At 58.6% G+C, this 23046-nt stretch carries 22 protein-coding genes; 10 read left to right on the forward strand and 12 right to left on the reverse strand.

The window, feature by feature from the left end; translation table 11 throughout:
• Positions 1-23: 23 nt before the first annotated feature.
• Positions 24-818, reverse strand: a complete 795-nt coding sequence (locus tag Y71_RS01185) for an SDR family NAD(P)-dependent oxidoreductase (protein WP_007369634.1) — start codon at positions 816-818, stop codon at positions 24-26.
• Between the two features lie 222 nt (positions 819-1040).
• Between Y71_RS01185 and Y71_RS01190 the strand changes: the two genes are divergently transcribed.
• The 4 genes from Y71_RS01190 to Y71_RS01205 are packed head-to-tail and all read left to right on the forward strand — an operon-like array spanning position 1041 to position 5893.
• On the forward strand, positions 1041-1934 hold the full coding sequence (locus tag Y71_RS01190; RefSeq protein ID WP_007369635.1) for an ABC transporter substrate-binding protein: 894 nt from the start codon (positions 1041-1043) through the stop codon (positions 1932-1934).
• Positions 1934-2860, forward strand: a complete 927-nt coding sequence (locus tag Y71_RS01195) for an amino acid ABC transporter permease (RefSeq protein WP_007369636.1) — start codon at positions 1934-1936, stop codon at positions 2858-2860. The genes Y71_RS01190 and Y71_RS01195 overlap by 1 nt, the downstream gene beginning before the upstream one ends.
• Positions 2853-3614: an amino acid ABC transporter ATP-binding protein gene (locus tag Y71_RS01200; protein ID WP_007369637.1), complete on the forward strand. Its 762-nt coding sequence runs from the start codon at positions 2853-2855 to the stop codon at positions 3612-3614. The genes Y71_RS01195 and Y71_RS01200 overlap by 8 nt, the downstream gene beginning before the upstream one ends.
• A 2-nt stretch (positions 3615-3616) precedes the next feature.
• Positions 3617-5893, forward strand: coding sequence for a molybdopterin-dependent oxidoreductase (locus tag Y71_RS01205; RefSeq protein WP_007369638.1), 2277 nt, complete (start codon positions 3617-3619; stop codon positions 5891-5893).
• Here the strand turns inward: Y71_RS01205 and Y71_RS01210 are convergent.
• The 4 genes from Y71_RS01210 to purB are packed head-to-tail and all read right to left on the reverse strand — an operon-like array spanning position 5890 to position 10257.
• Positions 5890-7212: an MmgE/PrpD family protein gene (locus Y71_RS01210; RefSeq protein WP_007369639.1), complete on the reverse strand. Its 1323-nt coding sequence runs from the start codon at positions 7210-7212 to the stop codon at positions 5890-5892. The two genes, Y71_RS01205 and Y71_RS01210, sit on opposite strands and share 4 nt — an antisense overlap.
• Positions 7209-8354, reverse strand: a complete 1146-nt coding sequence (locus Y71_RS01215; RefSeq protein WP_007369640.1) for an amidohydrolase — start codon at positions 8352-8354, stop codon at positions 7209-7211. The genes Y71_RS01210 and Y71_RS01215 overlap by 4 nt, the downstream gene beginning before the upstream one ends.
• An 11-nt stretch (positions 8355-8365) precedes the next feature.
• Positions 8366-8893: a GNAT family N-acetyltransferase gene (locus Y71_RS01220; RefSeq protein WP_007369641.1), complete on the reverse strand. Its 528-nt coding sequence runs from the start codon at positions 8891-8893 to the stop codon at positions 8366-8368.
• Positions 8890-10257: an adenylosuccinate lyase gene (gene purB / locus Y71_RS01225; RefSeq protein WP_007369642.1), complete on the reverse strand. Its 1368-nt coding sequence runs from the start codon at positions 10255-10257 to the stop codon at positions 8890-8892. The genes Y71_RS01220 and purB overlap by 4 nt, the downstream gene beginning before the upstream one ends.
• Positions 10258-10482: 225 nt before the next feature.
• On the opposite strand from purB, the gene Y71_RS01230 reads away from it, so the two are divergent.
• Complete coding sequence (locus Y71_RS01230) at positions 10483-11574, forward strand: iron-containing alcohol dehydrogenase family protein (RefSeq protein ID WP_007369643.1); 1092 nt, start codon at positions 10483-10485, stop codon at positions 11572-11574.
• Here Y71_RS01230 and nikR read toward each other — a convergent pair whose 3' ends face one another.
• The 6 genes from nikR to nikA are packed head-to-tail and all read right to left on the reverse strand — an operon-like array spanning position 11575 to position 16846.
• On the reverse strand, positions 11575-11973 hold the full coding sequence (gene nikR, locus Y71_RS01235) for a nickel-responsive transcriptional regulator NikR (protein ID WP_007369644.1): 399 nt from the start codon (positions 11971-11973) through the stop codon (positions 11575-11577).
• Positions 11961-12746: a nickel import ATP-binding protein NikE gene (nikE, locus tag Y71_RS01240; RefSeq protein WP_007369645.1), complete on the reverse strand. Its 786-nt coding sequence runs from the start codon at positions 12744-12746 to the stop codon at positions 11961-11963. The genes nikR and nikE overlap by 13 nt, the downstream gene beginning before the upstream one ends.
• Complete coding sequence (gene nikD / locus Y71_RS01245; protein ID WP_007369646.1) at positions 12743-13507, reverse strand: nickel import ATP-binding protein NikD; 765 nt, start codon at positions 13505-13507, stop codon at positions 12743-12745. The genes nikE and nikD overlap by 4 nt, the downstream gene beginning before the upstream one ends.
• Complete coding sequence (gene nikC, locus Y71_RS01250) at positions 13507-14340, reverse strand: nickel ABC transporter permease subunit NikC (RefSeq protein ID WP_007369647.1); 834 nt, start codon at positions 14338-14340, stop codon at positions 13507-13509. Before nikC ends, nikD begins: the two co-directional genes overlap by 1 nt.
• Positions 14340-15281: a nickel ABC transporter permease subunit NikB gene (gene nikB / locus Y71_RS01255; RefSeq protein WP_007369648.1), complete on the reverse strand. Its 942-nt coding sequence runs from the start codon at positions 15279-15281 to the stop codon at positions 14340-14342. The genes nikC and nikB overlap by 1 nt, the downstream gene beginning before the upstream one ends.
• Positions 15278-16846, reverse strand: coding sequence for a nickel ABC transporter substrate-binding protein (gene nikA, locus Y71_RS01260; RefSeq protein ID WP_035941982.1), 1569 nt, complete (start codon positions 16844-16846; stop codon positions 15278-15280). Before nikA ends, nikB begins: the two co-directional genes overlap by 4 nt.
• A 36-nt stretch (positions 16847-16882) precedes the next feature.
• Here nikA and Y71_RS01265 point away from each other — a divergent pair, with 36 nt between their 5' ends.
• A complete protein-coding gene (locus tag Y71_RS01265; protein WP_007369650.1) occupies positions 16883-17068 on the forward strand; it encodes a hypothetical protein in 186 nt (61 codons plus the stop codon).
• On the opposite strand, the gene Y71_RS01270 is transcribed toward Y71_RS01265, so the two are convergent.
• On the reverse strand, positions 17058-17915 hold the full coding sequence (locus Y71_RS01270; protein ID WP_007369651.1) for a LysR family transcriptional regulator: 858 nt from the start codon (positions 17913-17915) through the stop codon (positions 17058-17060). The two genes, Y71_RS01265 and Y71_RS01270, sit on opposite strands and share 11 nt — an antisense overlap.
• Positions 17916-18013: 98 nt before the next feature.
• On the opposite strand from Y71_RS01270, the gene Y71_RS01275 reads away from it, so the two are divergent.
• The 4 genes from Y71_RS01275 to arnA all read left to right on the forward strand — a co-directional run bounded on the left by Y71_RS01275 (position 18014) and on the right by arnA (position 23045).
• Entirely contained in the window at positions 18014-18520 is a 507-nt protein-coding gene (locus Y71_RS01275; protein ID WP_007369652.1) for a phenolic acid decarboxylase, read from the forward strand.
• Between the two features lie 427 nt (positions 18521-18947).
• Entirely contained in the window at positions 18948-20084 is a 1137-nt protein-coding gene (arnB, locus tag Y71_RS01280; protein ID WP_007369654.1) for a UDP-4-amino-4-deoxy-L-arabinose aminotransferase, read from the forward strand.
• 1 nt (position 20085) lies between these two features.
• Entirely contained in the window at positions 20086-21069 is a 984-nt protein-coding gene (arnC, locus tag Y71_RS01285; protein WP_007369655.1) for an undecaprenyl-phosphate 4-deoxy-4-formamido-L-arabinose transferase, read from the forward strand.
• Entirely contained in the window at positions 21066-23045 is a 1980-nt protein-coding gene (arnA, locus tag Y71_RS01290) for a bifunctional UDP-4-amino-4-deoxy-L-arabinose formyltransferase/UDP-glucuronic acid oxidase ArnA (protein WP_007369656.1), read from the forward strand. The genes arnC and arnA overlap by 4 nt, the downstream gene beginning before the upstream one ends.
• The last annotated feature ends 1 nt before the right edge of the window (position 23046 follow it).

Here is a 23046-nt window from a genome sequence, read left to right on the forward strand (position 1 = left end):
CCGGGTTGAGGGCAGCCACCGGCTCAGACAATATCGTCCACCACGCCGCCATCAACGCGCAGCGCCGCGCCGGAAGTGGCCGAAGCCTGTTTCGAACAGACGTAAACCACCATGTTTGCTACCTCTTCGACGGTGGCCGCGCGCTGGATCACCGAGCTCGGGCGGTGCGCCATCACAAACTCTTTCGCCAGCGTTTCCAGCGATTTACCGGTTTTCTCGATCTCGTCTTTCATCATATCGGCAAAACCGTCCGACATCGTCGGCCCCGGCAGCACGCTGTTAACCGTCACACCGCTACCGGCGACGAATTTTGCCAGCCCGCGCGCCAGCGAGAGCTGCGCAGTTTTCGTCACCCCGTAATGAATCATATCCGCCGGAATATTCAGCGCCGATTCCGAAGAGATAAACACCACGCGGCCCCAGCCTTTTTTCACCATGCCCGGCAGCAGCGCGCGGGAAAGGCGCACGCCGGACATCACGTTGGTCTGCCAGTATTTTTCCCAGGTTTCATCATCGGTAGCGTAAAAATCCTGCGGGCCGTAAATCCCGGCGTTATTAACCAGAATGTCGGCTTCCGCCACCGCTTTCAGCAGTGTTTCCACGCCCTGCGCCGAACCGAGATCGGCAATCGCCGTGCGCAGACGCGCGCCCGGCACCTGCTTTGTCAGCGCCTCTTTCGCCTTATTGACCGACCCTTCGCTGCGTCCGTTCAGGATCACTTCCGCACCGCTCTGTGCCAGACCTTTCGCAATTGCAAAGCCGATCCCGCCCGTTGAGGCGGTGACCAGCGCGACTTTATCGTGCAGCTCAATCTTCATCGTCCGCTCCTTGCCAGTTGGATTTTACAAATAACTAAGGCTAGCACCTGCGCCGCAGAACCGTTGTCAATTGTTGCGCCATTACGCGTGGAGGCTGGCTTATGCCATTCCTGGCATTGCTTTTCCGGTTTTATTCGTTCCCTCGTTTTCAGCGCTCTACCAGAATGGATTGCACAAAATATATTGGTTTTTTTTTGCTCATTTCAGGGGACCAACAAACAGATGAATAAATACGGCATATTTTCCCTTCTCCTCGCAATAAGCGGCGTGCAGCAGGCCAATGCGGCGGAAGAGAGTGTACCCGCGCATCCGACATTTACGATTCAGGCGGACAAAACATTAAACGCAAAATTACCCGCCGATATTGCAAAGCGTGGTTATATTATTGCCGGTACCAATCCAAATACGCCGCCAACCACGTTTTATCAGGAAGATAATAAAACGCTGGCCGGGCGTGAAATCGATATTATGACCGCCGTTGCCGAACGTCTCGGCGTGAAAGTGCAATGGCACGATACCGGCGGTTTCGACAATATTATTCCGGGGCTGAAATCAGGCCGCTACGATGTGGCGCTCGCCAATATTAACGCCACGCAAAAACGCCTGGAGCAGGTTGATTTTGTCAGTTATTACGACGCCTCGCGCTTAGGCATTATTTCCCGCCAGGATGCCAATATTCCCGCCTTCACCGAACTCACCCAGGTGTGCGGCAAAGAGATTGGTGCCGGGGCTGGCACTACGCAAATCAACCGCCTGAACGAAGGCAGCAAAGCCTGTGAAGCGCAGGGTAAACCGCCGATTAAAATCGCCGTCTTCCCGGATCGCCCGGCAGGTGTGCAGGCGGTGGTCAGCGGCCGCGTGCCGATGTTCTTTGGCCCTTACGAAGGCCTGACCTGGCAGGTCAGCAAAGTGAAACCGCTAACCATGAGCGGGCAAATCAGCGTTAACGATGCACCGGTTTCTATCGCCTTCCCGAAAGGTTCCGGGCTGGAAGAGGCCGTTCAGGCCGCGCTCAACTCCCTGATCAAAGATGGCTCTTACCAGAAGATCCTCGACCACTGGTCGATCGGTTTTGGCGCGGTAAAAGAGTCCAAACGTAACGAAGAGATTTTCTAATGGCGCACACCACCGCTTCACAATCGCAGGATGAACTGCGCATCATCGGAAAACGCTACTACGGGCGCTGGTTCAGCGCCCTGTTCGTTTTGCTGCTGCTGGCAGGGCTGCTGCACTCTGTTTTCAATAACCCGCGTTTTGAGTGGGGCGTAGTGGCGCAAAGCTTCACCGAAGAGTCCATCCTCAGCGGCGTGCTGATGACGTTGCAACTGACCGCCATTTCGGTGGTGCTCGGCTTTGCCGGCGGCACTGTGCTGGCGCTGATGCGCCTTTCGTCGAATCCGGTGCTGGTCGCTGTTAGCTGGGGCTATACATGGTTTTTCCGTGGCGTGCCGATGCTGGTGCAACTGTTCCTCTGGTACAACATTGCGGCGCTCTATCCAACGATTTCAGTAACCTTGCCAGGGATTGGCGAACTCTACAGTTCTCCGGCGAACGCGCTGATAAGCCCGTTCAGCGCGGCGGTCATTGCGCTGGTGATGCACCAGTCGGCCTATGCGGCGGAGATCATTCGCGCAGGAATTCAGAGCGTCGGCAACGGCCAACTGGAAGCCGCGCGGGCGCTCGGCTATTCGCGCGGGCAGATTTTCCGCCATACCGTGCTGCCGCAGGCGATGCGCGCCATTCTGCCGCCTGCCGGTAACGAAGTGATTGGCCAGCTCAAAACCACCGCTGTGGTGTCGGTGATCTCCTTGCAGGACGTGCTTTACTCGGCGCAAATCATCTACCAGCGCACCTATGAAGTGATCCCGCTGCTGCTGGTGGCAACGGCATGGTATCTGCTGCTCACCTCGGTGTTGTCGGTTGGGCAGTTTTATGTCGAGCGCTACTTCTCGCGCGGCGTGAAACGCGTGGAAGCAAAAGTCTGGTTTGCCCGTAAGCTGCCGGTTTATCTGTTGAATGCCAGGAGAGTGAGCAATGGCTGAAGCCATCGAATTACGCAACATTACCAAACGCTTCTCCGGGCAGACGGTGGTCGATAGTGTCGATCTGGATGTCGATGCCGGTTCGGTTACCGTGATCCTCGGCCCGTCGGGTTCCGGGAAATCCACGCTGCTGCGCTGCATTAACCATCTGGAAAAGCTCGATGCGGGCACCATACGTATCGGCGGGGAGCTGGTGGGCTATGAACAAAAAGGCCAGGCGCTGTTTGAAGTTAGCGACAGTAAAATCGCCCGCCAGCGCAGCCGCATTGGCATGGTGTTCCAGCAATTTAATCTGTTCCCGCATCGCACGGTGCTGCAAAACATTATCGACGCGCCGATCCGCGTGAAGAAACAGCCGCGCGCGCAGGCGGTGGCGAAAGCGCGCTTGCTGTTGCAGCAAGTGGGGCTGGCGGGGCGGGAAAACGACTGGCCGCAACAGCTTTCCGGCGGTCAGCAGCAGCGTGTGGCGATTGCCAGAGCGCTGGCGATGGACCCGGAAGTGATGCTGTTTGATGAGCCGACATCGGCGCTGGATCCGGAACTGGTGGGCGAAGTATTGCAGGTGATCAAAGCACTGGCGCACTCCGGCATCACGATGGTCATTGTCACCCACGAGATTGGTTTTGCCCGCGAAGTGGCCGACAACATCGTCTTTATGGAGGCAGGCAAAATCATCGCTTCCGGCCCGGCGCGCCAGTTGCTGGAGAATAACGCCAACGCCCGCGTCAGCCATTTCCTCTCTACGGTGTTGTAATTATGGCTTCTGTTACCCACAGCTCGCACTGGGGGGCATTCACCGCCTCCGATAGCGGCGACGAACTGCAGATTACGCCGTTTCCCGGCGATCCCGATCCCAGCCCGCTGCTGGAAAACCTTGCTGATACGCTGCGCCACCCGGCGCGTGTCACGCAGCCGATGGTACGTAAAGGCTGGCTGGAGAACGGCCCTGGCCCGGATGCGCGCCGCGGCGCAGATGAGTACATCGCTATTAGCTGGGAGCAGGCGCTGGATCTGGCGGCCAGTGAATTGAAACGTGTGGCGGATAATTTTGGCCCGCAGGCGGTGTTCGGCGGCTCTTACGGCTGGTCGAGCGCCGGGCGTTTTCACCATGCGCAAAGCCAGCTTCATCGCTTTCTCAACACCACTATCGGCGGTTATGTGCGCTCGGTGTGGTCGTACAGCTCCGCCGCTGCCTGCGTCATTCTGCCGCACATTGTTGCTCCGCAGGATGAGATCGCCCGGCGCGGCGTAAGTTGGCGCGAGATCGCCGAACACAGCGATATCGTGCTGGCGTTCGGCGGGCTGGCGCTGAAAAACTCGCAGGTCGCCAGCGGTGGAATGAGTGAACATACCGAGCGCGGCTATATGCGCCAGGCCGCCGCGCGTGGCGCGACGTTTATCTCCGTCAGCCCGCTGCGCAGCGACTTGCCGCAGGAAGCCGCCGGTGAGTGGCTGCCGGTGCGTCCGGGCACCGATGCTGCCTTGATCCTCGCGCTGCTTCACACGTTGTGGCGCGAAGGGTTGAGCGATGAAGCATTTCTTGCCCGTTACTGCACTGGCTGGCCGATGCTGGTGGCTTCGTTATCCGGTGAACAGGATGGCACTGTGCGCGATGCTGCATGGGCAGAAGCCATTTGCGGCGTATCGGCGGAAAAGATTGTCGCGCTGGCGCGGCGTCTGCACGGTAAACGGGTACTGGTGACGGTCGCCCACTCCCTGCAACGGGCGCAATACGGCGAGCAGCCGGTATGGCTGGGCCTGGTGCTGGCCGCCGCCCTGGGGCAACCCGGTCTGCCCGGCGGCGGATACGCCTATGCGATGGGGGCGCTGGGGCATTACGGTAAAGCGTTTAACCGCGTCTCGTTTCCTGCGCTACCGCAGGGCGTCAACGGCGTGGAGGATCTTATTCCGGTGGCGCGCATTGCCGATATGCTGCTCAATCCCGGCGAGCCGTTCGACTTCAACGGCGTGCGTCGCCGTTATCCACACATTAAATTAGCGTGGTGGGCGGGCGGTAATCCGTTCCATCACCATCAGGATCTGGCGCGGCTGCGCCATGCGTTTTGCCAGTTGGATACCTTAATCGTTCATGAGCACAGCCTGACGGCCACGGCCCGCCATGCGGATCTGATTTTGCCCGCCACCATGACGCTGGAGCGTGAAGATATCGGCGGCGCGCCGACCGATCGCTATCTGTTCGCCATGCACCCGGTGGCGCAGCCGTGGGGACATGCGCGGGATGACTTTGCTATTTTCCGCGATATTGCCGCCCGTCTGGGGCGTGAAGAGGCGTTTACCGAAGGCCGGACGGTGCGCGAGTGGTTACAACATCTGTACGGTCAGATGCAGGAGAAACTAACGCAGGAAGGGGTCTCCACGCCCGCGTTTGACGATTTCTGGCGGGAAGGCATATTGCAACTGCCGCAGGTGGACGACGGCGGGCGGCTGATGCGCCGCTTCCGCGCCGATCCTGATGCGCATCCGCTACCGACGCCGGACGGGAAAATCCAGATCTACTCGGCGACCATTGCCAGTTTTAATTATCCGGATTGCCCAGGTCTGCCAGTGTGGCTGACGCCGGACGAGCAGCCCGACGCGCAGCATCCGCTGTGGCTGATCGCCAATCAACCCGCCACCCGCCTGCACAGCCAGCTTGATTACGGGCGACACAGCGCACGGCACAAAAAGCAGGGGAAAGAGGTGTGTACGATGCACCCGATAGACGCCGCCGCGCGTGGTATTGATGAGGGCGCGATTGTGATGCTGCATAACACGCGCGGTGCGGTACTGGCAGCGGTGCGGATTGCCGACGATATTATGCCCGGCGTCGTCCAGCTTCCGACAGGCGCCTGGTACGATCCCGTCGACCCGCTGGCGCAGCGTCCACTGTGCCGCCACGGCAACCCCAACGTGTTAACGCGCGATATCGGCACTTCATCATTAGGTCAGGGGTGCAGCGGACAGATCACTGTGGTGCAGGTTTCCCTCTTCACTGGCGATGTCGGCGAAGTGCAGGCTTTTGCGCCGCTCTAAACCAGCAGCAGCGCCTGTAATGCCGGTAACGCCTGCGTGTTTTCCAGACGCGTTAGCGCGAGCCAGTGTTCGCGGGTGGCATCATCCACCTGCGGCAGGCAGCGCCGCAGCTTCTCCGTTAAATCCACTCCCTGCGCCAGTAACTGCTGGCGCGTGGCGTGCGCGGTAAACTGCGCGCCGGAGCGGGTGGTTAAAGTCAGGCGATGAAAACGCGCTGACGGGTTAAGGGCATCGGGCGGAGCGCTGTTATCCGGTATACGGATGATGCGGGCCGCCAGCCCGGCGGTGCGGGTTTTCACTGCACCGGGCCCGAAGCTGCCGAGCGGTAAATCCTTTTCCAGCAAGCATTCTGCAATCACATATTCCAGGCTGAAACGGGCTTCAACACCGTTCGCGGGTGCGCGAATAAACGCCGCCACATCGCCGCCGGGCGGAAAGGCCACCGCAATCTGTTCCACCTCAGCAAATAACTGTTCGACGGAAAATCCCGCCGCCAGCCACTGCGCTCGCAGATCCAGCGCGGCCAGCGCCGCGCCGTGGGTGCCGCTACAGGTCGGCCAGGGTTTGAATTCCAGCCCCGGCGTGATAATGCGCCAGGGCGCGCCCCAGCCTGCGGTCAGTTTTGCCGGATCGGCCGTCGCCGGGCTATAGGCGGCGAGAAAACCTGCCAGCGCGCCGTCGGTTTTCGCTTCCACGCCATGCTGTGTCAACTGCACGGTGGTCACCGCCGCTCTTGCTGCCAGCCCGGCGTGCAGCGGTTTGATATCAGCGCCGAACTGCACACGCAGCCCGGCGGCCTGGCTTGCGGCAATCGCGAGGATATTTGCCGTCTGCGCTGCGCTGGCGTTAATCAGCCGTGCGCAGGCGGCTGCTGCAGCCAGCGCGCCCAGCGTGCCGGTATTGTGAAACCCCTGCACATAATGGCCGCTGCCCACTGCCAGCCCGAGGCGACCCGCCATCTCGACCCCCAGCACAAATGCATCGAGAAAACGTGACCCCTCCGTTATATCGTCTGCCGCCGACAACGCCAGCAGCGCCGGGAGGATAACCGTTCCGACGTGGCCGCGAAAATCCGGATGAAAATCATCAAAATCCAGCGCATGCCCGCTGTAGCCCAGACGCAATGCGCGTGACTGGGTATCCTGCCCCGGCCAAATCTTGCGTAACGCCAGCAGCGTGGTGTCGGGCAGCGTGCCGTTCACCAGCGGCAGCGCGACGGCAAAGAAATCGAGTACGCCGCGTCGCGCCTGCTCCCGCGCGTTATCGTCGGGTTGAGCGTCAACAATCAGCCGCGCAACGGCCTGGGTCAGTTCGCTCATTCTGCCGCCTTTTTTAGCGCCTGCACGGCCAGGTTTGCCAGCCATTGCGACGTCGGGAACAGCGCCGCGTCATCAACGCGGAATTGCGGGTGGTGCAGGGCATAAGGGCCGCCGGAACCGATCATGATGAACGCGCCGGGCAGATGCTGTTGGTAAAACGCGAAGTCTTCGCCGATCGGGTTGGCGGCAATACGCCGGGCGTCAAAACCGCTCTGGCGTCCGGTTTTCAGCGCCAGATCAACCCACGTTTCGCTGTTGACCACCGACGGCGGTCCGGGCTGCCAGTCGAGAGCGATTTGCGCGTTAAACGCCGTGCCCAACCCGGAGAGTACATCGCGCAGGCGCTGCTCGATTTGCTCGCGCACCGTCTGGCTAAAGGTACGCACAGTACCTTCCAGCCAGGCGCTGTCGGGGATTACGTTCCAGGTACTACCGCTGTGAACCTGGGTAATCGACAGAACGGCATTTTCCTCTGAGGGAACATTGCGGCTGATTAAGGTTTGCAGCGTGGTGATAAGCTGCCCGGCAATCACCACCGGATCATTGCCTTCGTGCGGCCGCGCGGCGTGGCTGCCGGTGCCGGTAATATCAATGCGGAAACGGTCAACCCCGGCGGTCAGCGCCCCGGCTTTGCTGCCCATTACCCCGACCGGCAGCGCCGGATCGTTGTGAATACCAAAAATGGCCGTTGCGCCATCCAGCGCGCCGGCGGCAATTACTGCTGGCGCACCCTGGCCCGTCTCTTCCGCCGGTTGAAACAGAATGCGCACCCGGCCCGGGAGTTCGGCTTCCTGCGCTTTTAACAAAATGGCTGCGCCGAGCGCGCTGGCGCTGTGGAAGTCGTGGCCGCAGGCATGCATCACGCCGGGATGCTCAGAGCTGAACGGCACACCGGATTTTTCGTCAATCGGCAGCGCATCAATGTCGGCACGTAGCACCACCAGCGGGCCAGGCTGCTGGCCGCCCAGTTCAACGACCAGCCCGGTGGCTAAATCCAGCGGCAGAATACGAATCTGGTGTTTTTCCAGCGCGGCGCGCAGGCGGGCGGTGGTGGCGAACTCCTGGTTAGAGAGTTCAGGGAAACGGTGTAATTCATGGCGAAAGTCGGTCAGCCAGCCGGATAATGCAGCGATATCAGTCATAGGGTTACTCATCAGGGAGATTGACGCGCCAGCCACGCGCTGTGGGCGGCGCTATCAAGGATTTTCTTCATAAACAATGTGATATGGCCTTTGCCCAGATCCGCTTCATGGGAAGGCTCAAAACCATACTGCTGATAAAACGGGATCAGCCACGGATGGTTGATGGCGGTGCCCAGTGATACCGCCGGGGCGCGAAGCTGCTCGCGCAGAATATGCGTTTCCACCCAGTCGTAGATTTGCCGCCCGCGCTGCTCGCCGCGATAGCGTGGATGCGCGCCAAACCAGCCGATATGCGGCAGACCAAATGGCCCCGGCAGCGGCCCCCACGGGTAGCGCAGGGTGATCGAGGCGGCCAGATCGTCATCGACAAACAGCCCCCAGACGCCGTGCTGTTGCAGGTGTTGCGTCACCTGCGCCTTGCTGGTGGTGGCAGCATCAAAATGGATCCCCAGCTCTTTCACCTGCGCGTAGGCTTCCAGCATCAACGCCAGGTAGATCTCGCTGTCGGCAGCGGTAAGCTGGCGGTAGTGTTCGCTCATTGCGGCTCCAGTAATGCGGAGCGATCGGCGGCGCGCAGGACGTCATTCACTTTTTCCACCGCGCTGCCAAGGTAACGCGCCGGATCAAGCCACGCATCAAGATCGGCTCCGCTGATCGCCGCTGCGATTTCCGGCTGCTCCGCCAGCATGCTTTTAAAATCACGACCAGTCTCAAAAGCGGCCATCGCGCAGGTGTAAACCAGGTGATGTGCTGTCTGTTTGCCGAGGGTTTTGCCCGCTTCAAACATCACGCGTTCAGAGAGCAGCAGCCCGGCCTGAATATCCAGGTTAGTACGCATTTTCGCTTCGTTGACCGTCAGGCCGCTGAGAATGCCCTGCGCATTTTGCAGTTGCGCCGAAAGGTAGAGGCAGATTTCCGGCAGCGCCAGCCACTCGGCCCGCCAGCTCATGGCGTCGCGTTCGTGCTCAACGTGCATCGATTCAAAAATCAACCCGGCGCTGTGGCGCACCGGCGCGGTCAGGCTTGCCAGCCCTTCAATCGCGGCCGGGTTGCGTTTATGTGGCATGGTGGTGGAGCCGATTTTCCCGGCGCTGAACGGCTCTTCAACTTCGCCGATTTCGGTGCGCATCAGGTTATAGAGTTCATTGCCAATTTTGCCGAGCGAGCCGCTGATCAGTACCGCCAGCGAGGCGAATTCACTCAGGCGATCGCGCGCCGATTGCCAGCCGATATTCGGGCTTGCCAGCCCCAGTAGCGCCAGTGCGCGGCGTTCCACTTCCGGCCCTTTATCGCCCAGCGCTGCATTGGTGCCGATCGCGCCGTTGATATTGCCGGTCAGCACGCGCGGGCTGATTTCATCAATGCGCGTCAGGTGACGCAGAAATTCATCCAGCCAGACGGCGACCTTAAAACCGAACGTGGTGGGCAATGCCTGCATGCCGTGGGTGCGGCCGACCATCAGCGTGCGCTGATGCCGCTCAGCAAGCTGACGCAACGCGCACGCCACACCCACCGTATCGCGGCGAATAATGGTCAGCGCATCGCGCAGTTGCAGGATCGTGCCGGTATCGACAATATCCTGCGTCGTCGCGCCGTAATGCAGATACTCGCCCGCCGGGCCAATCTGCTGTTGCAGCGCCGTCAGGGTCGGCATAAACGAGTGTTTCATTTGCGCGGCCAGCGTGGCGATATCGCTCAGTTGCAGCGCCTGCGGTTGCGCACGCTCGGCGATCTCCTGCGCCGCCTGCGCGGGAATAACGCCCAGTTCGCCCTGAGCGCGGGCCAGCGCCACTTCCACGGCGGCCTGCTGGCGAAGACGGTTTTCCTCCGACCAGATGGAGCGCATTTCCGGCGTGGCGAAGTTATTGCCGATAATCAGAAAATCGATGGGATGCGATGACATAGACGCTGTTACCTGTCGGTGAAAAATGAAAAAGAAGCATGGTTAAATTTATTTTCTGCTCAGCATCTTCACGGATGAATATATCGGCGGCAAGGTATTTGTCGCTATAGCTAATATTGTTCTATCGATATGAAAATACAGGAAATGGCAAAGATTGTTTTTTATTTTTATTTTTGTAGCATGAGGGAATAACGGCTGTTAATCCCTCTCAATATGGACAATCTCATGCTTGCAATAAAAACGCCGCACACCTGGTTTCATCACGCAGGTATTCGTCATGATGCAGGGGAATATATTGCGCCGCTGACGCAAAATATTTTAATTATTACCAGCGCGCAGGCCTGGGCGCGGGTGAATCCGGCGCTGGAAAACAGTTTGCGCAACAGCGGCATCGCATGGCAGACGGAGATCATGACCGGTTACTGTACCGATGAACGCGTGGCGCACTACGTTAAACGGGCGCACAAACTGGGCGTGCAGTATATCGTTGGCGTTGGCGGCGGGCGCGTGCTGGATACCGCCAAAGCGGTGGCGGATGCCCTTGACGGTGGCGCATCGATCACCATTCCGACGGTGGCCTCTACCTGTGCGGCCTGGTCGCCGCTGTCGGTGTTTTACACCGAAGAGGGTGGGCAGATACGCAGCCAGCCATTAAAAACATTGCCGCGGCTGGTGCTGGTTGACAGTGAAATTATTGCGCAAAGCGATGTGCGTTATTTAAAAGCGGGCATCGTTGATGCGCTAGCGAAATGGTATGAATTCCGCCCCTATTTACAACACGCGCCGGATAACTTATCGCTGCAATTAAAAGTACAGACTGCGCGGTTGGCGGTGGATATTTATGAAAAACACGGTCAGCAGGCGTTGCAGGATAATCAGGCGCAGCGGGTCAGCGATGCGCTTATCAGCGTTATTGACGCCAATATTGCCGTTGCCGGTATGGCCAACAGTATTCGTGGTGAAATCCCCACGCCCGGCGTGGCGCACGCGATTCATAACCGTCTGACCTATGAACCGGCGCTGCGCGACTGGCTGCACGGCGAACGCGTTGGCTACAGCCTGCTGGTACAGTCGTTTCTGGAGAATGACAGCGACACGCCGGATGCCACACTGCTGGCGCTGCTGCGCCAGTACGATGCGCCGCTGACGCTGGCGCCGTTAAAGGAGATCCGCCTGGCGGTGATTCAGGCGGTGGCGCGCAGTATCAGTTTCCCGAAGGCGGCGGCCGATCACCTGCCGTTTTCCCTCGATCCGGCACGTATTGAGCGCGCGCTGCGCCAGACGGAGCAGTTTTTCACTCCGCGCTACGCCGTGTAATTATTCTTCTGTCAGGCACTGCAAATGGCCGTGGCGCACGCCGCGCTGGGCAATCACATCGTCGGCGAAATGCTGCACATCGCCCATTTTGCCTTTCAGCACGGCGATCTCCAGACAGTCGTCGTGACTGATATGCACATGCAACGTGGCGACAGAAAGCTCGTGATGGTGATGCTGTGTGGCGACAAGGCGGCTCGCCAGATCGCGCTTTTCATGCTCGTAAACGTAGGAGAGTACGGCATAGCCCTGCTGCTCGCTGTTCTGTGTCGATTCCTGCGTCAGCGCGCTGCGCAGAATATCGCGCAGCGCCTCCGAGCGGTTGTTGTAGCCGCGCTGCTCGCTCAGGTTATCCAGCGTTTCCAGCAGATCATCGTCAAGGGTAATGGTTACGCGTTGCATGGCGCTCTTCTTTGTCGTGGTGAAGGGAAGGCGGGTAGTACCGCCTGTTGTAATGCCTGGCCTGCGGTGGAGGTAAAGCGCAGCGGCGCGGCGACCTCCACGGTTTCAACAATACTGCCGTTTTCCATCACCATCACCCGCTGGCAAAAACGCTCAACCAGCCGCAGGTCGTGGGTGATAAACAGGCACGCCTGGCCGGTACGCTGTTGCAGGCGCTTCAGCAGATTAATCATCCCGGCTTGCAGCACCCCATCAAGGCTGGAGACCGCTTCGTCGAGGATCAATAACCCCGGCTCTACCGCCAGCGCCCGCGCCAGACAGACGCGCTGAAGCTGGCCGCCGCTAAGCTGCGGCGGGCGCTTATGCTGCAACGCTTCGTCCAGCTCGACATCTTGCAGTAACTGCGCGATACGCGCCTGCTGCTCCGCTCTGTTAAGCGCCAGCAAATGGCGCAGTGGCTCGCGCAGGATCTCGCGTACCGTCTGACGCGGATTCACCGCGCTGAGCGGATCCTGAAACACCATCTGAATATCGCGGCGAAACGCTTTACGTGTACGGGCATTCAGCCGGGAAAGCGGCGCGCCCTGCCAGAAAATTTCGCCTGCGTGCGGCGCTTCCAGCCCGACCAGCAGCCGTGCCAGCGTACTTTTACCGCAACCGCTGCGCCCGAGCAGCGCCACGGTTTCGCCGCGCTTAAGTTGCAGGGAGAGCTGTTGCAACACTGGCTGTTGCTGGTAGCGATGGGATAACCCATTAACCTCAAGAATATTCATTGCGTCAGCTCCATGCCATACAGTGCCAGATGCGCCGCCACTAACTGCCGGGTGACAGGATGCTGCGGCGCCGTAAACAGCGCTGTCACCGGGCCGTGTTCGATAATTCGCCCGTTATCCATCACCGCTACGTCATCGGCCAGACGGGCAACCACGCCCATATCGTGCGTCACCAGCAGCATACCGGGCTGGCGCTGTTGTACGATTTCATCAAGCAGATCGAGGATGTGCGCCTGCGCTACGGCGTCGAGATCGGTGGTGGGTTCGTCGGCGATGATAAACGGCGCATCGCTGAGCAGCGCCATGGCAATCATCATGCGTTGTAACATGCCGCCGCTCATCTCAAAGGGATAACAGGCCAGCGCGCGCTGCGGTGATTCAAGCCCGACGCTGCGCAGCGCGGCAATTAACGTCTCGTCATCGGCGGGTTTGCCAAGCGCCTGGCAAGTTTCCCGCGCATGCGCGGCCATCGTGCGCAGTGGGTTAAAGGCGCTTCGCGGGTTTTGCATCACCGTGGCGACGGTGATGCCACGCAAGGCCTGCGGGGTGACGGGCTGTGCATCCAGCCGCAACTGGCCGCTTACCTGCCGCACACCGGCAGGTAACACGCCGAGCGCTGCCGCGCAGGTCAGTGATTTACCGCTGCCGCTGCCGCCAACCAGCGCCAGTACGCGCCCGCGTCGCAGCGTCAGCGAAACCTCCTGTACCAGCGGCCTTTCGGCATGCAGGGTGAGACTCTCCAGAGACAGTTGTCCAGGCATCAGTGTGCGTGCTCCGTAACCAGATGAGGATCGAGGTGGTCGCGCAGGGCGTCGCCCAGCAGGTTAAACGCCATCACGCTGATAAACAGCGCCAGCCCCGGCCACAGCATTTGCAGGGGCTGCGTCCAGATAAACTGCCGCGCATCGTTGATCATCACGCCCCATTCCGGCGTGGGCGCGGTCACGCCAAGCCCAAGAAATGACATGCCTGCCACATGCAGCATCATATGACCGATATCCAGCGTCGCCAGCACCAGTAACGAGGGGACTACCGCGCCCGCAAGATGGTCGCGAAACAGCGGCAAGTAGCCTGCACCGCTTAAGCGCGCCGCCAGTACATACTCCCGGCTGCGCAGGGAGATCGCCAGGCTGCGTACCATGCGCGCGTACCATGCCCAGTGGGAAAGGGCGATGGCGATAATCACATTGGTCAGCCCGGTGCCAAGCACGCCGACCATAAAAAACGACAGGATCGATGTGGGAAAGGTCATGAAAATATCCGCCACGCGCATAATCGCCTGATCGACGCGCCCGCCCAGCAATCCGGCACAGCCGCCCGCTGCAAGCCCCAACGCCAGCACCAGCAGTAGGCAAATCATCACCGCGCCGAGCGATACGCGAGTGGCGGCCAGCAGCCGGGAGAAAATATCGCGCCCGAGGTGGTCAGTGCCGAGCCAGTGCTGGCTGTCGGGCGGCAGCAGGCGCGAAGGCAGATCAACCGCCTGCGGATCGAACGGCACCCACCACTGACAGGTCAGCGCAATCACCAGCAGCAGGAGCAGGATCAGCATCGCTCCACGTACCGGCCAGCGCGCGGTAAGAAAAAAGTGCATCAGTGCGCTCCTTCATGATGGCGAATGCGGGGATCCAGCGCGGCGCTCAGCAGATCCACCACCAGGTTGCACAGAACAAACACCACCACCATCACCAGCGTAAAGCACTGGATCACCGGGTAGTCGCGGTTAAAAATCGCCGACACCGCATAGCGGCCAATACCGGGCCAGGCGAAGATGTTTTCGATGATCATCGTGCCGCCAATCAGCTCGCCAATATGCATGCCCAGCGCGGTGATCACCGGCAAACCGGCGTTACGCAAGATATGCCCGCGCTCGGTCTGCTTTTCGTTTAAGCCACGCAGCCGCGCCCAGGTGACATGGCGCTGGCCCGCCGCTTCCAGCATGCTGGCGCGCAGCAGACGGGCGTTGATCGAAAGCGACATCAGCGCAATCGACACCGCAGGCAAAATCAGGTGCTGCCAGCCGCCGTAACCCAGCGCAGGTAGCCATTGCAGGTGTACCGAGAAGAACATCACCAGTAAAAAAGCGAGCCAGAAGTTGGGCATCGACACGCCGAGAAAGGCAATTGCGCGCACGATAAAGTCCGGCAGACCGTCGCGGTGGCGAGCAGCCCAGATTCCAAGCGGCACCGAGATGAGCAAAATCAGCGCCAGCGCTGCACCCGCCAGTAGTAATGTGGCGGGCAGAAAGTGCAGCACGTCATCCAGCACCGGGCGCTGGGTGGCGTAGGAGATACCGAAGTCGAGGTGCAGCGCGCGCCACAGCCAGTGGAGATATTGCGCGGCCAGCGGTTGGTCGAGGCCAAGCTGCGCTCGCGTGGCAGCAATCATCTCCGGCGTTGGCGGCAGGCTGGAAAGGCGTAAATAGTCCATTGCCGGATCGCCCGTGCCGAGGCGCAGCAGCAGGAAAATTACCACTGATGCGGCGAGGATCATCGGGATCAGGATAAGCAGACGACGGAGTAAATAGCGGCTCATTGCGCCGCATCCGGTGCAATCTGATCGAAGGGGATCTCAGAAGCAATCGGCGCGAACGGAATCACACCCAGTTCTGGTTTTGCTACCACCATCGTTGATACATAGCTGATCGGCAGATAAACCGCGTCGTTGTGCAGACGAGTGAGAATATCGCGGTACAACGCCTGACGAGCGTGCTCATCGCGGGTGGTCAGCACTTCGCCGATCTCGCGATCGATGATTGCTTTATCCGCCAGGCCGCGTTGCGCCTGGTAATCAGCATGGGACGGTACACGCATAGAACTCATAAAGGCGTGCGGATCGTACGGCGCGTCCCAGCTTCGGTTGAAAATCATACCGAAACGGCCATCGCGCTGACGGGCGTAAATGCTGCTCTCCTCTTCCCCCACCAGCGCCACCTCGACGCCCACCTGGCGCAGGTTGGCCTGGATTATCTCCGCCATCGATTTGCTCAGCGCGTCGGTGCCGATAAACGCCAGCTCGATGTGTAGCGGCTGACCGGCTTTTTCACGGATGGTTTTCCCGGCGGGCAGCCTCCAGCCTGCGTTTTCCAGCAATGCCCGCGCCCGATCCGGCGAGTAGCTGCGGGGTTGTAGCCCAACACTGGCGTAAGGCACCGTTGGCGCAAATAGCGTATCGGCAACCTGCTGCGTGCCGTAGAGCGCGCCATCAATCAGCGTTTTTTTATCTACCGCGTAGTTCAGCGCTTCACGTACCGCCTGCTCGCTGGTGGGCGCACGCGTGGAGTTAAGTGCCAGCATCACCGTTTCTACCGGTGCGGAAAGCTGCGTGCGCCAGGCCGGGTTATGGCTGAAGCGGGCAAAGGTATCCAGTGTCAGCAGCCCTTCGTTGCCGTAGAGCAGGTCGATATCACCGGTTTCGAACGCCACCGCGCGGCTGGTGGCATCGGGGATCACCTTGATAACAACTTTGCCGATGGTCGGTTTTTCCCCCCAGTAACGTTCGTTACGCACCATGACGTCGTATTGATTGAGCCGGGATTCCTGCAACACCCACGGTCCGGTGCCGATCGGCGCGATAATGCCGTTCATGGTTTGCTGGTTTTTAAACTGCGACGGGGCGATAAAGCGAAACGGGCGGGGCAGGGAGAGTTCTTGCAAAAACGGATAGTAAGCGCTTTTCAGGGTGATTTGTAACTGGCTGGGGCTCAGGGCTTTGACGTCAGTTATCTGGTTTACCAGCTCCAGCCAGGCATGGCGCTGGCGGTTCTCCAGTACCGCGCGGAAGTTCTCTGCGGCGGCCTGGGCGTTAAACGGCTCGCCGTTGGAGAACAGCACGCCGTCGCGCAGGGTAAACACCCAGGTTTTGCCATCCTCCGAGTGCGTCCAGTGAGTGGCCAGCCAGGGTTTTACGCTGCCGTCAGCCTGATATTTGACCAGCGGTTCATACACCATGCTCTGGGCGAACATCTGGTTCGGCGTATAAAGGTGCGGGTTGAGCGGGCCGACATTCACCGGCCAGGCGGTGGTCAATGTGGGTAGCGCCGCCCAGGCGGCAAAAGAGGCGCATAACAGCAGCGCGGAGGCGTGGCGAAAGAAGGACACGTTGAATTCCCTGACGAAAGTCGGTAGCGAGAAGGTATGACGATTTTATTTATTCATCATACTTATGGCCTGTCCTGGATCAAAAACCATGTGAATCACAAGGATTTATCTCCCGGCGCGCGGCGCATAAGATGGCTGGCGGCGTTGAGCGCGCAGACCGCGCTGATTGTGGTCAGATTTCGCCCGGTGGCGAATAATGTGCGTGCAGGTGCTATGCCTTAAATAGCTGTAACAGCATCTCAACTTGTTCATCCAGCGGCGCGAGATCTTTTTTTACGATCAGATGCAGCGGCGTGGCGCGTCGCGCGCCGTGGCTGAGCGGCAGAACTTTCAGCACGCCGTTTGTCAGCAAGGGCTGAATGCGCTCTTCCGGCAGCCAGCCATAGCCGACCTGGTACTGCACCGCTTCTATCGCCGCATCGATGGTGGAAAAAGTCCACGACTCCTGCGCGCTCTGGTTTTGCCGGGCATCGCTCTCGGCAATGCGGATTAACGGCCACTCGGCCAGCATCTCTTCGCTCACCTGTTGCGCCGCGCCCAGCGGGTGATCGCGATGCGCGACGGCGACAAAATCGATATTCATCAGCCATTCGCCGCGCCCGGTGGTGTCCTGGCGGCGAGTCAGCACCATCACATCCGCCTGCGCATACACCGGCAGCTCGTTAGAGGCGTTTTCCAGCACCTCGGTCAAGCGCACCTGGGTTTGCGGATAGCGCTGCTGGAACTGGCGCAGGATGGCGAACAGGCGCGCGCGGGGAAAGATGTTATCCACTACCAGATCCAGCCGGGTGCGCATGCCGTTACGCAGCGTTGCCGCGCGGGTTTCGACCCAGTCGAAGGCTTTGAGCAGCGGTTTCACTTGGTTGAGCAGCAGTTCGCCCGCGGGTGTCAGCACCGCGCGACGCCCTTCCTGGACCAGCAAGGCAACGCCCAGCCTCTCCTGCAATAGCGCCAGGTTGTAGCTCACGGATGACTGGCTGCGGTGCGTTTCGTCGGCGGCTTTGGCAAAGCTGCCCAGTTCCACCACTTTTTGCAGCAGCGTCCATTGTTCCAGCGTGGTCTTGTGCATAACTCATCTAAAAATTGAATGAATGTGATGCAAATATAGCGTTATTCATTGGATTTTTACGAGCGTAGGATCACCTTATCGAACAGAGGAGATGAAAAATGAGCACCTTTGATAAACATGATTTGAGCGGTTTTATCGGCAAACATCTGGTTTATACCTACGATAATGGCTGGAATTACGAGATCTACGTGAAAAACGGCGAAACCCTTGATTACCGTATTCATAGCGGCATCGTGGCGAACCGTTGGGTGAAAAACCAGCATGCGTATATTGTTCGCGTGGGGGAAAGTATTTATAAAATTTCCTGGACTGAACCGACCGGCACAGATGTCAGCCTGATTGTGAACCTCGGCGACCGCCTATTCCACGGCACTATCTTCTTCCCGCGCTGGGTGATCAACAACCCGGAAAAAACCGTCTGCTTCCAGAACGATCACATTCCGCTGATGGAGTCTTACCGCGCGGCAGGCCCGGCTTATCCGACCGAAGTGATCGACGAATTCGCCACCATTACGTTTGTGCGCGATTGCGGCGCGAATAACGATAGCGTGATTGACTGCGCTGCCAGCGAATTACCGGCTAATTTTCCGCAGAATTTATCCTGATTTCTTATTCAGAAAATACATTTAAACAGTAACGATAGAAATAATTAATTGCATAACAATATTAATTTTTTCCGCTTTTGTTGATGTACTGTTTAAATAACAAAGAAAACGCCTTTGTATACAACGCAGAGGCGTTAATTGTTTCATTTTTTTGACAATTGTCACAGCTTAATTTTCTATTCCATCAATTTAACGCTTTGTAAAATAAATATTTTTTATAATTGTTAAATTTGTCACTTCTCAGCTTTCTTAATCTTGTCCTAATATTCCTTTGGTAACATCTACCGACCAACTGTGAATGATGATTAATGCATAAAAAAATGCAGTCATTATATTGTGGTTTAACATTCATCCGCCATTTTACTCACTAGCCGCAAAGTGTCTTTGTGGCGGTCTGTTTATGCGTCTTTGACGCCAAGGAAAAATGATGAGTGATTTTTTACCGTTCTCGCGCCCGTCAATGGGAGATGAAGAGTTCGCAGCCATTCAGCAAGTGCTCTCTTCCGGCTGGATCACGACAGGTCCGAAAAATCAGGCGCTGGAAGAGGCTTTTTGCACGCTGACCGGTAACCGTCATGCGATTGCGGTGAGTTCTGCGACAGGCGGAATGCACGTCACGCTGATGGCGCTGGGGATTGGTGCGGGTGATGAAGTGATCACCCCGTCGATGACCTGGGTTTCCACTCTCAACATGATCGTCCTGCTCGGCGCGACGCCGGTGATGATCGATGTCGATCGCGATACGCTGATGGTCACCCCTGAAGCGGTTGAAGCGGCGATTACTCCACGAACCAAAGCCATTATTCCCGTCCATTACGCAGGCGCGCCTGCTGATATTGATGCCATTCGCGCCATTGGCGAGAAGCACGGTATTCCGGTGATTGAAGATGCGGCACACGCGGCCGGAACTTACTACAAAGGTCAGCATGTGGGTTCGCGCGGTACGGCGATTTTTTCCTTCCACGCCATTAAAAACATGACCTCCGCTGAAGGCGGGTTAGTAGTGACGGATGACGAACAACTGGCCAACCGTATTCGCAGCCTGAAATTCCACGGGCTTGGCGTGGATGCCTACGATCGGCAGACCCACGGCCGCGCGCCGCAGGCGGAAGTGATCTCCCCTGGCTTTAAATACAACCTGGCCGATATCAACGCCGCCATTGCGCTGGTGCAGCTTGGCAAGTTGCCAGCGGCCAATGCCCGCCGCCAGGAGATTGCTCAACGCTATTTGCAGGAACTGGCTGATACCCCGTTCCAGCCGCTGGCGCTGCCGTCATGGCCGCATCAGCACGCCTGGCATCTGTTTATTATTCGCGTTGATGAACAACGTTGCGGTATCTCCCGCGACGCACTGATGGAAACCCTGAAAGCGCAGGGCATTGGCACTGGCCTGCATTTTCGCGCGGCACATACGCAGAAGTACTACCGCGAACGCTTCCCGATTGTTTTACCCAATACGGAGTGGAACAGCGCACGTATCTGTTCCCTGCCGCTTTTCCCGGATATGACCCATGACGACTCAACCCGCGTCATTGATGCGCTCAAAAACATTGCAGGGCGCTGATATGTTTACCTTACCCCTTGTCGAAAAAGTTTCCGTGGTTATCCCGGTTTACAACGAGCAAGAGAGCCTGCCGGAACTGATTCGCCGCACTACGGCGAGCTGCAACCTGCTGGGCGTTGATTACGAAATTCTGCTGGTCGATGACGGCAGCAGCGACGACTCCGCGCAGATGTTAACCGCTGCGGCTGAAGAGCCAGGCAGCCGTGTTGTTGCTGTGTTACTGAACCGCAATTACGGCCAGCATTCGGCGATCATGGCCGGTTTCAGCCATGTCACCGGCGATCTGATCATCACGCTGGATGCCGATCTGCAAAACCCGCCGGAAGAGATCCCGCGTCTGGTGGCGAAAGCCAATGAAGGTTATGACGTGGTCGGCACCGTGCGCCAGCACCGCCAGGACAGCCTGTTCCGCAAAATGGCGTCACGCACCATCAACCGCCTGATCCAGCGCACTACCGGTAAAGCAATGGGCGACTACGGCTGCATGCTGCGCGCTTACCGCCGCCATATTGTCGATGCCATGTTGCATTGCCACGAGCGCAGCACCTTTATCCCAATCCTCGCCAACACCTTTGCCCGCCGGGCGGTTGAGATCCCGGTGCAGCACGCCGAACGTGAGTTCGGTGATTCGAAATACAGCTTCATGCGACTGATCAATCTGATGTACGACCTGGTGACCTGCCTGACCACCACGCCGCTGCGCTTGCTGAGCGTCTTCGGCAGCGTGATTGCCCTGGCGGGCTTCTCGCTGGCGGTACTGCTGGTGGTGCTGCGTCTGGCGTTTGGCCCGCAGTGGGCGGGGGAAGGGGTGTTCATGCTCTTCGCCATCCTGTTCACCTTTATCGGCGCGCAGTTTATCGGCATGGGGCTGCTTGGGGAGTATATCGGCCGTATCTACAACGATGTGCGCGCTCGTCCCCGCTACTTTATTCAACGTGTTGTCCGTCAAGAATCTGATGATTCGCAAGAGGAAAAAAAACAATGAAAGCCGTAGTTTTTGCTTACCACGATATGGGATGTGTTGGTACACAGGCGTTACTGGATGCCGGATTTGAGATTGCGGCGATTTTTACTCACCCTGACAACGCGAACGAAAACCACTTTTTTGGCTCCGTGGCACGCATTGCCGCTGAGCGCGGCATTCCGGTCTACGCACCGGAGGATGTTAACCACCCGCTGTGGGTGGACCGTATTCGCGACCTCAACGCGGATGTGATCTTCTCGTTCTACTACCGCAACTTGCTGTGCGGAAACATCCTCAACACTGCGCGTTTTGGCGCGTTCAACCTGCATGGCTCTCTGCTGCCGGCTTACCGTGGCCGCGCGCCGCTAAACTGGGTGCTGGTGAATGGTGAAACGGAAACCGGCGTCACCCTGCATCGCATGGTCGCGCGGGCCGATGCGGGCGCGATTATCGCGCAGCAGCGCGTGGCGATTGAAGAAAATGATGAAGCCCTCTCGCTGCACCGTAAGCTCTCCGAGGCGGCAAAAGCGATGCTGAGCAGCGTGCTGCCCGACATCAAAGCGCAGCGCTTTAGCGAAACCGCGCAGGACGAAAGCAAAGCCAGCTATGTTGGTCGCCGCACGCCGGAAGATGGCCGTCTTGACTGGGAAAAACCGGCGCAGACGCTGCAAAACCTGGTGCGTGCTGTTTCCGATCCGTGGCCGGGCGCTTACAGCTTTGCCGGTACTCATAAATTTATCGTCTGGAAATCCCGCGTACGTACCGATCTCAGCCCGGCCCGCGCAGGTACCGTGTTGTCTGTTGCGCCGCTGGTTGTCGCCTGTGGTGAAGGCGCGCTGGAAATTTTGACCGGCCAGGCCGACAACGGCGTTTATATGCAGGGCGCGCAACTGGCGCAGTCGCTGGGGCTGGTCGCTGGCGCATTGCTGACCAGCAAACCGGTGGTGGCGGTTAAACGCCGTACCCGCGTGCTGATCCTTGGTGTGAACGGCTTTATCGGCAACCATCTGACCGAACGTCTGCTGCGTGATGACAATTACGAGATCTACGGCCTGGATATCGGATCGGATGCGATCAGCCGTTTCCTCGGCAGCCCGCGCTTCCACTTCGTTGAAGGCGATATCAGCATTCACTCCGAGTGGATCGAGTATCACATCAAAAAATGCGACGTGGTGCTGCCGCTGGTGGCGATCGCCACGCCGATCGAATACACCCGCAATCCGCTGCGCGTGTTCGAGCTGGATTTCGAAGAGAACCTGAAAATCATCCGTGACTGCGTGAAATACAATAAACGCATCATTTTCCCGTCGACGTCGGAAGTGTACGGCATGTGTACCGACAAGAATTTCGACGAAGACAATTCGAACCTGGTGGTCGGCCCGATCAACAAACAGCGCTGGATTTACTCGGTATCGAAGCAACTGCTCGACCGCGTGATCTGGGCATATGGCGACAAGCACGGTCTGAAATTCACCCTGTTCCGTCCGTTTAACTGGATGGGGCCGCGCCTGGATAACCTGAACGCCGCGCGCATCGGTAGCTCCCGCGCTATCACCCAGCTGATCCTCAACCTGGTGGAAGGTTCGCCGATCAAACTGATCGAAGGCGGTAAACAAAAACGCTGCTTCACCGATATCAGCGACGGTATTGAAGCGCTGTTCCGCATTATCGAAAACAAAGATGGTCGCTGCGACGGCGAGATCATCAACATCGGTAACCCGGATAACGAAGCGAGCATCAAAGAGCTGGCTGAAATGCTGCTGGCGAGCTTTGAGAAACACCCGCTGCGCGATCGTTTCCCGCCGTTCGCCGGTTTCCGCGAAGTGGAAAGCAGCAGCTATTACGGCAAAGGTTACCAGGATGTCGAGCACCGCAAACCGAGCATCCGTAACGCTAAACGCTGCCTGCACTGGGAGCCGACCGTCGATATGCGCCAGACCATTGATGAGACGCTGGATTTCTTCCTGCGTACTGTCGAACTGACGGATGAGAAATAAG

Origin of the sequence: Kosakonia radicincitans DSM 16656, assembly GCF_000280495.2 — a bacterium.
Taxonomy (GTDB): Bacteria; Pseudomonadota; Gammaproteobacteria; order Enterobacterales; family Enterobacteriaceae; genus Kosakonia; species Kosakonia radicincitans.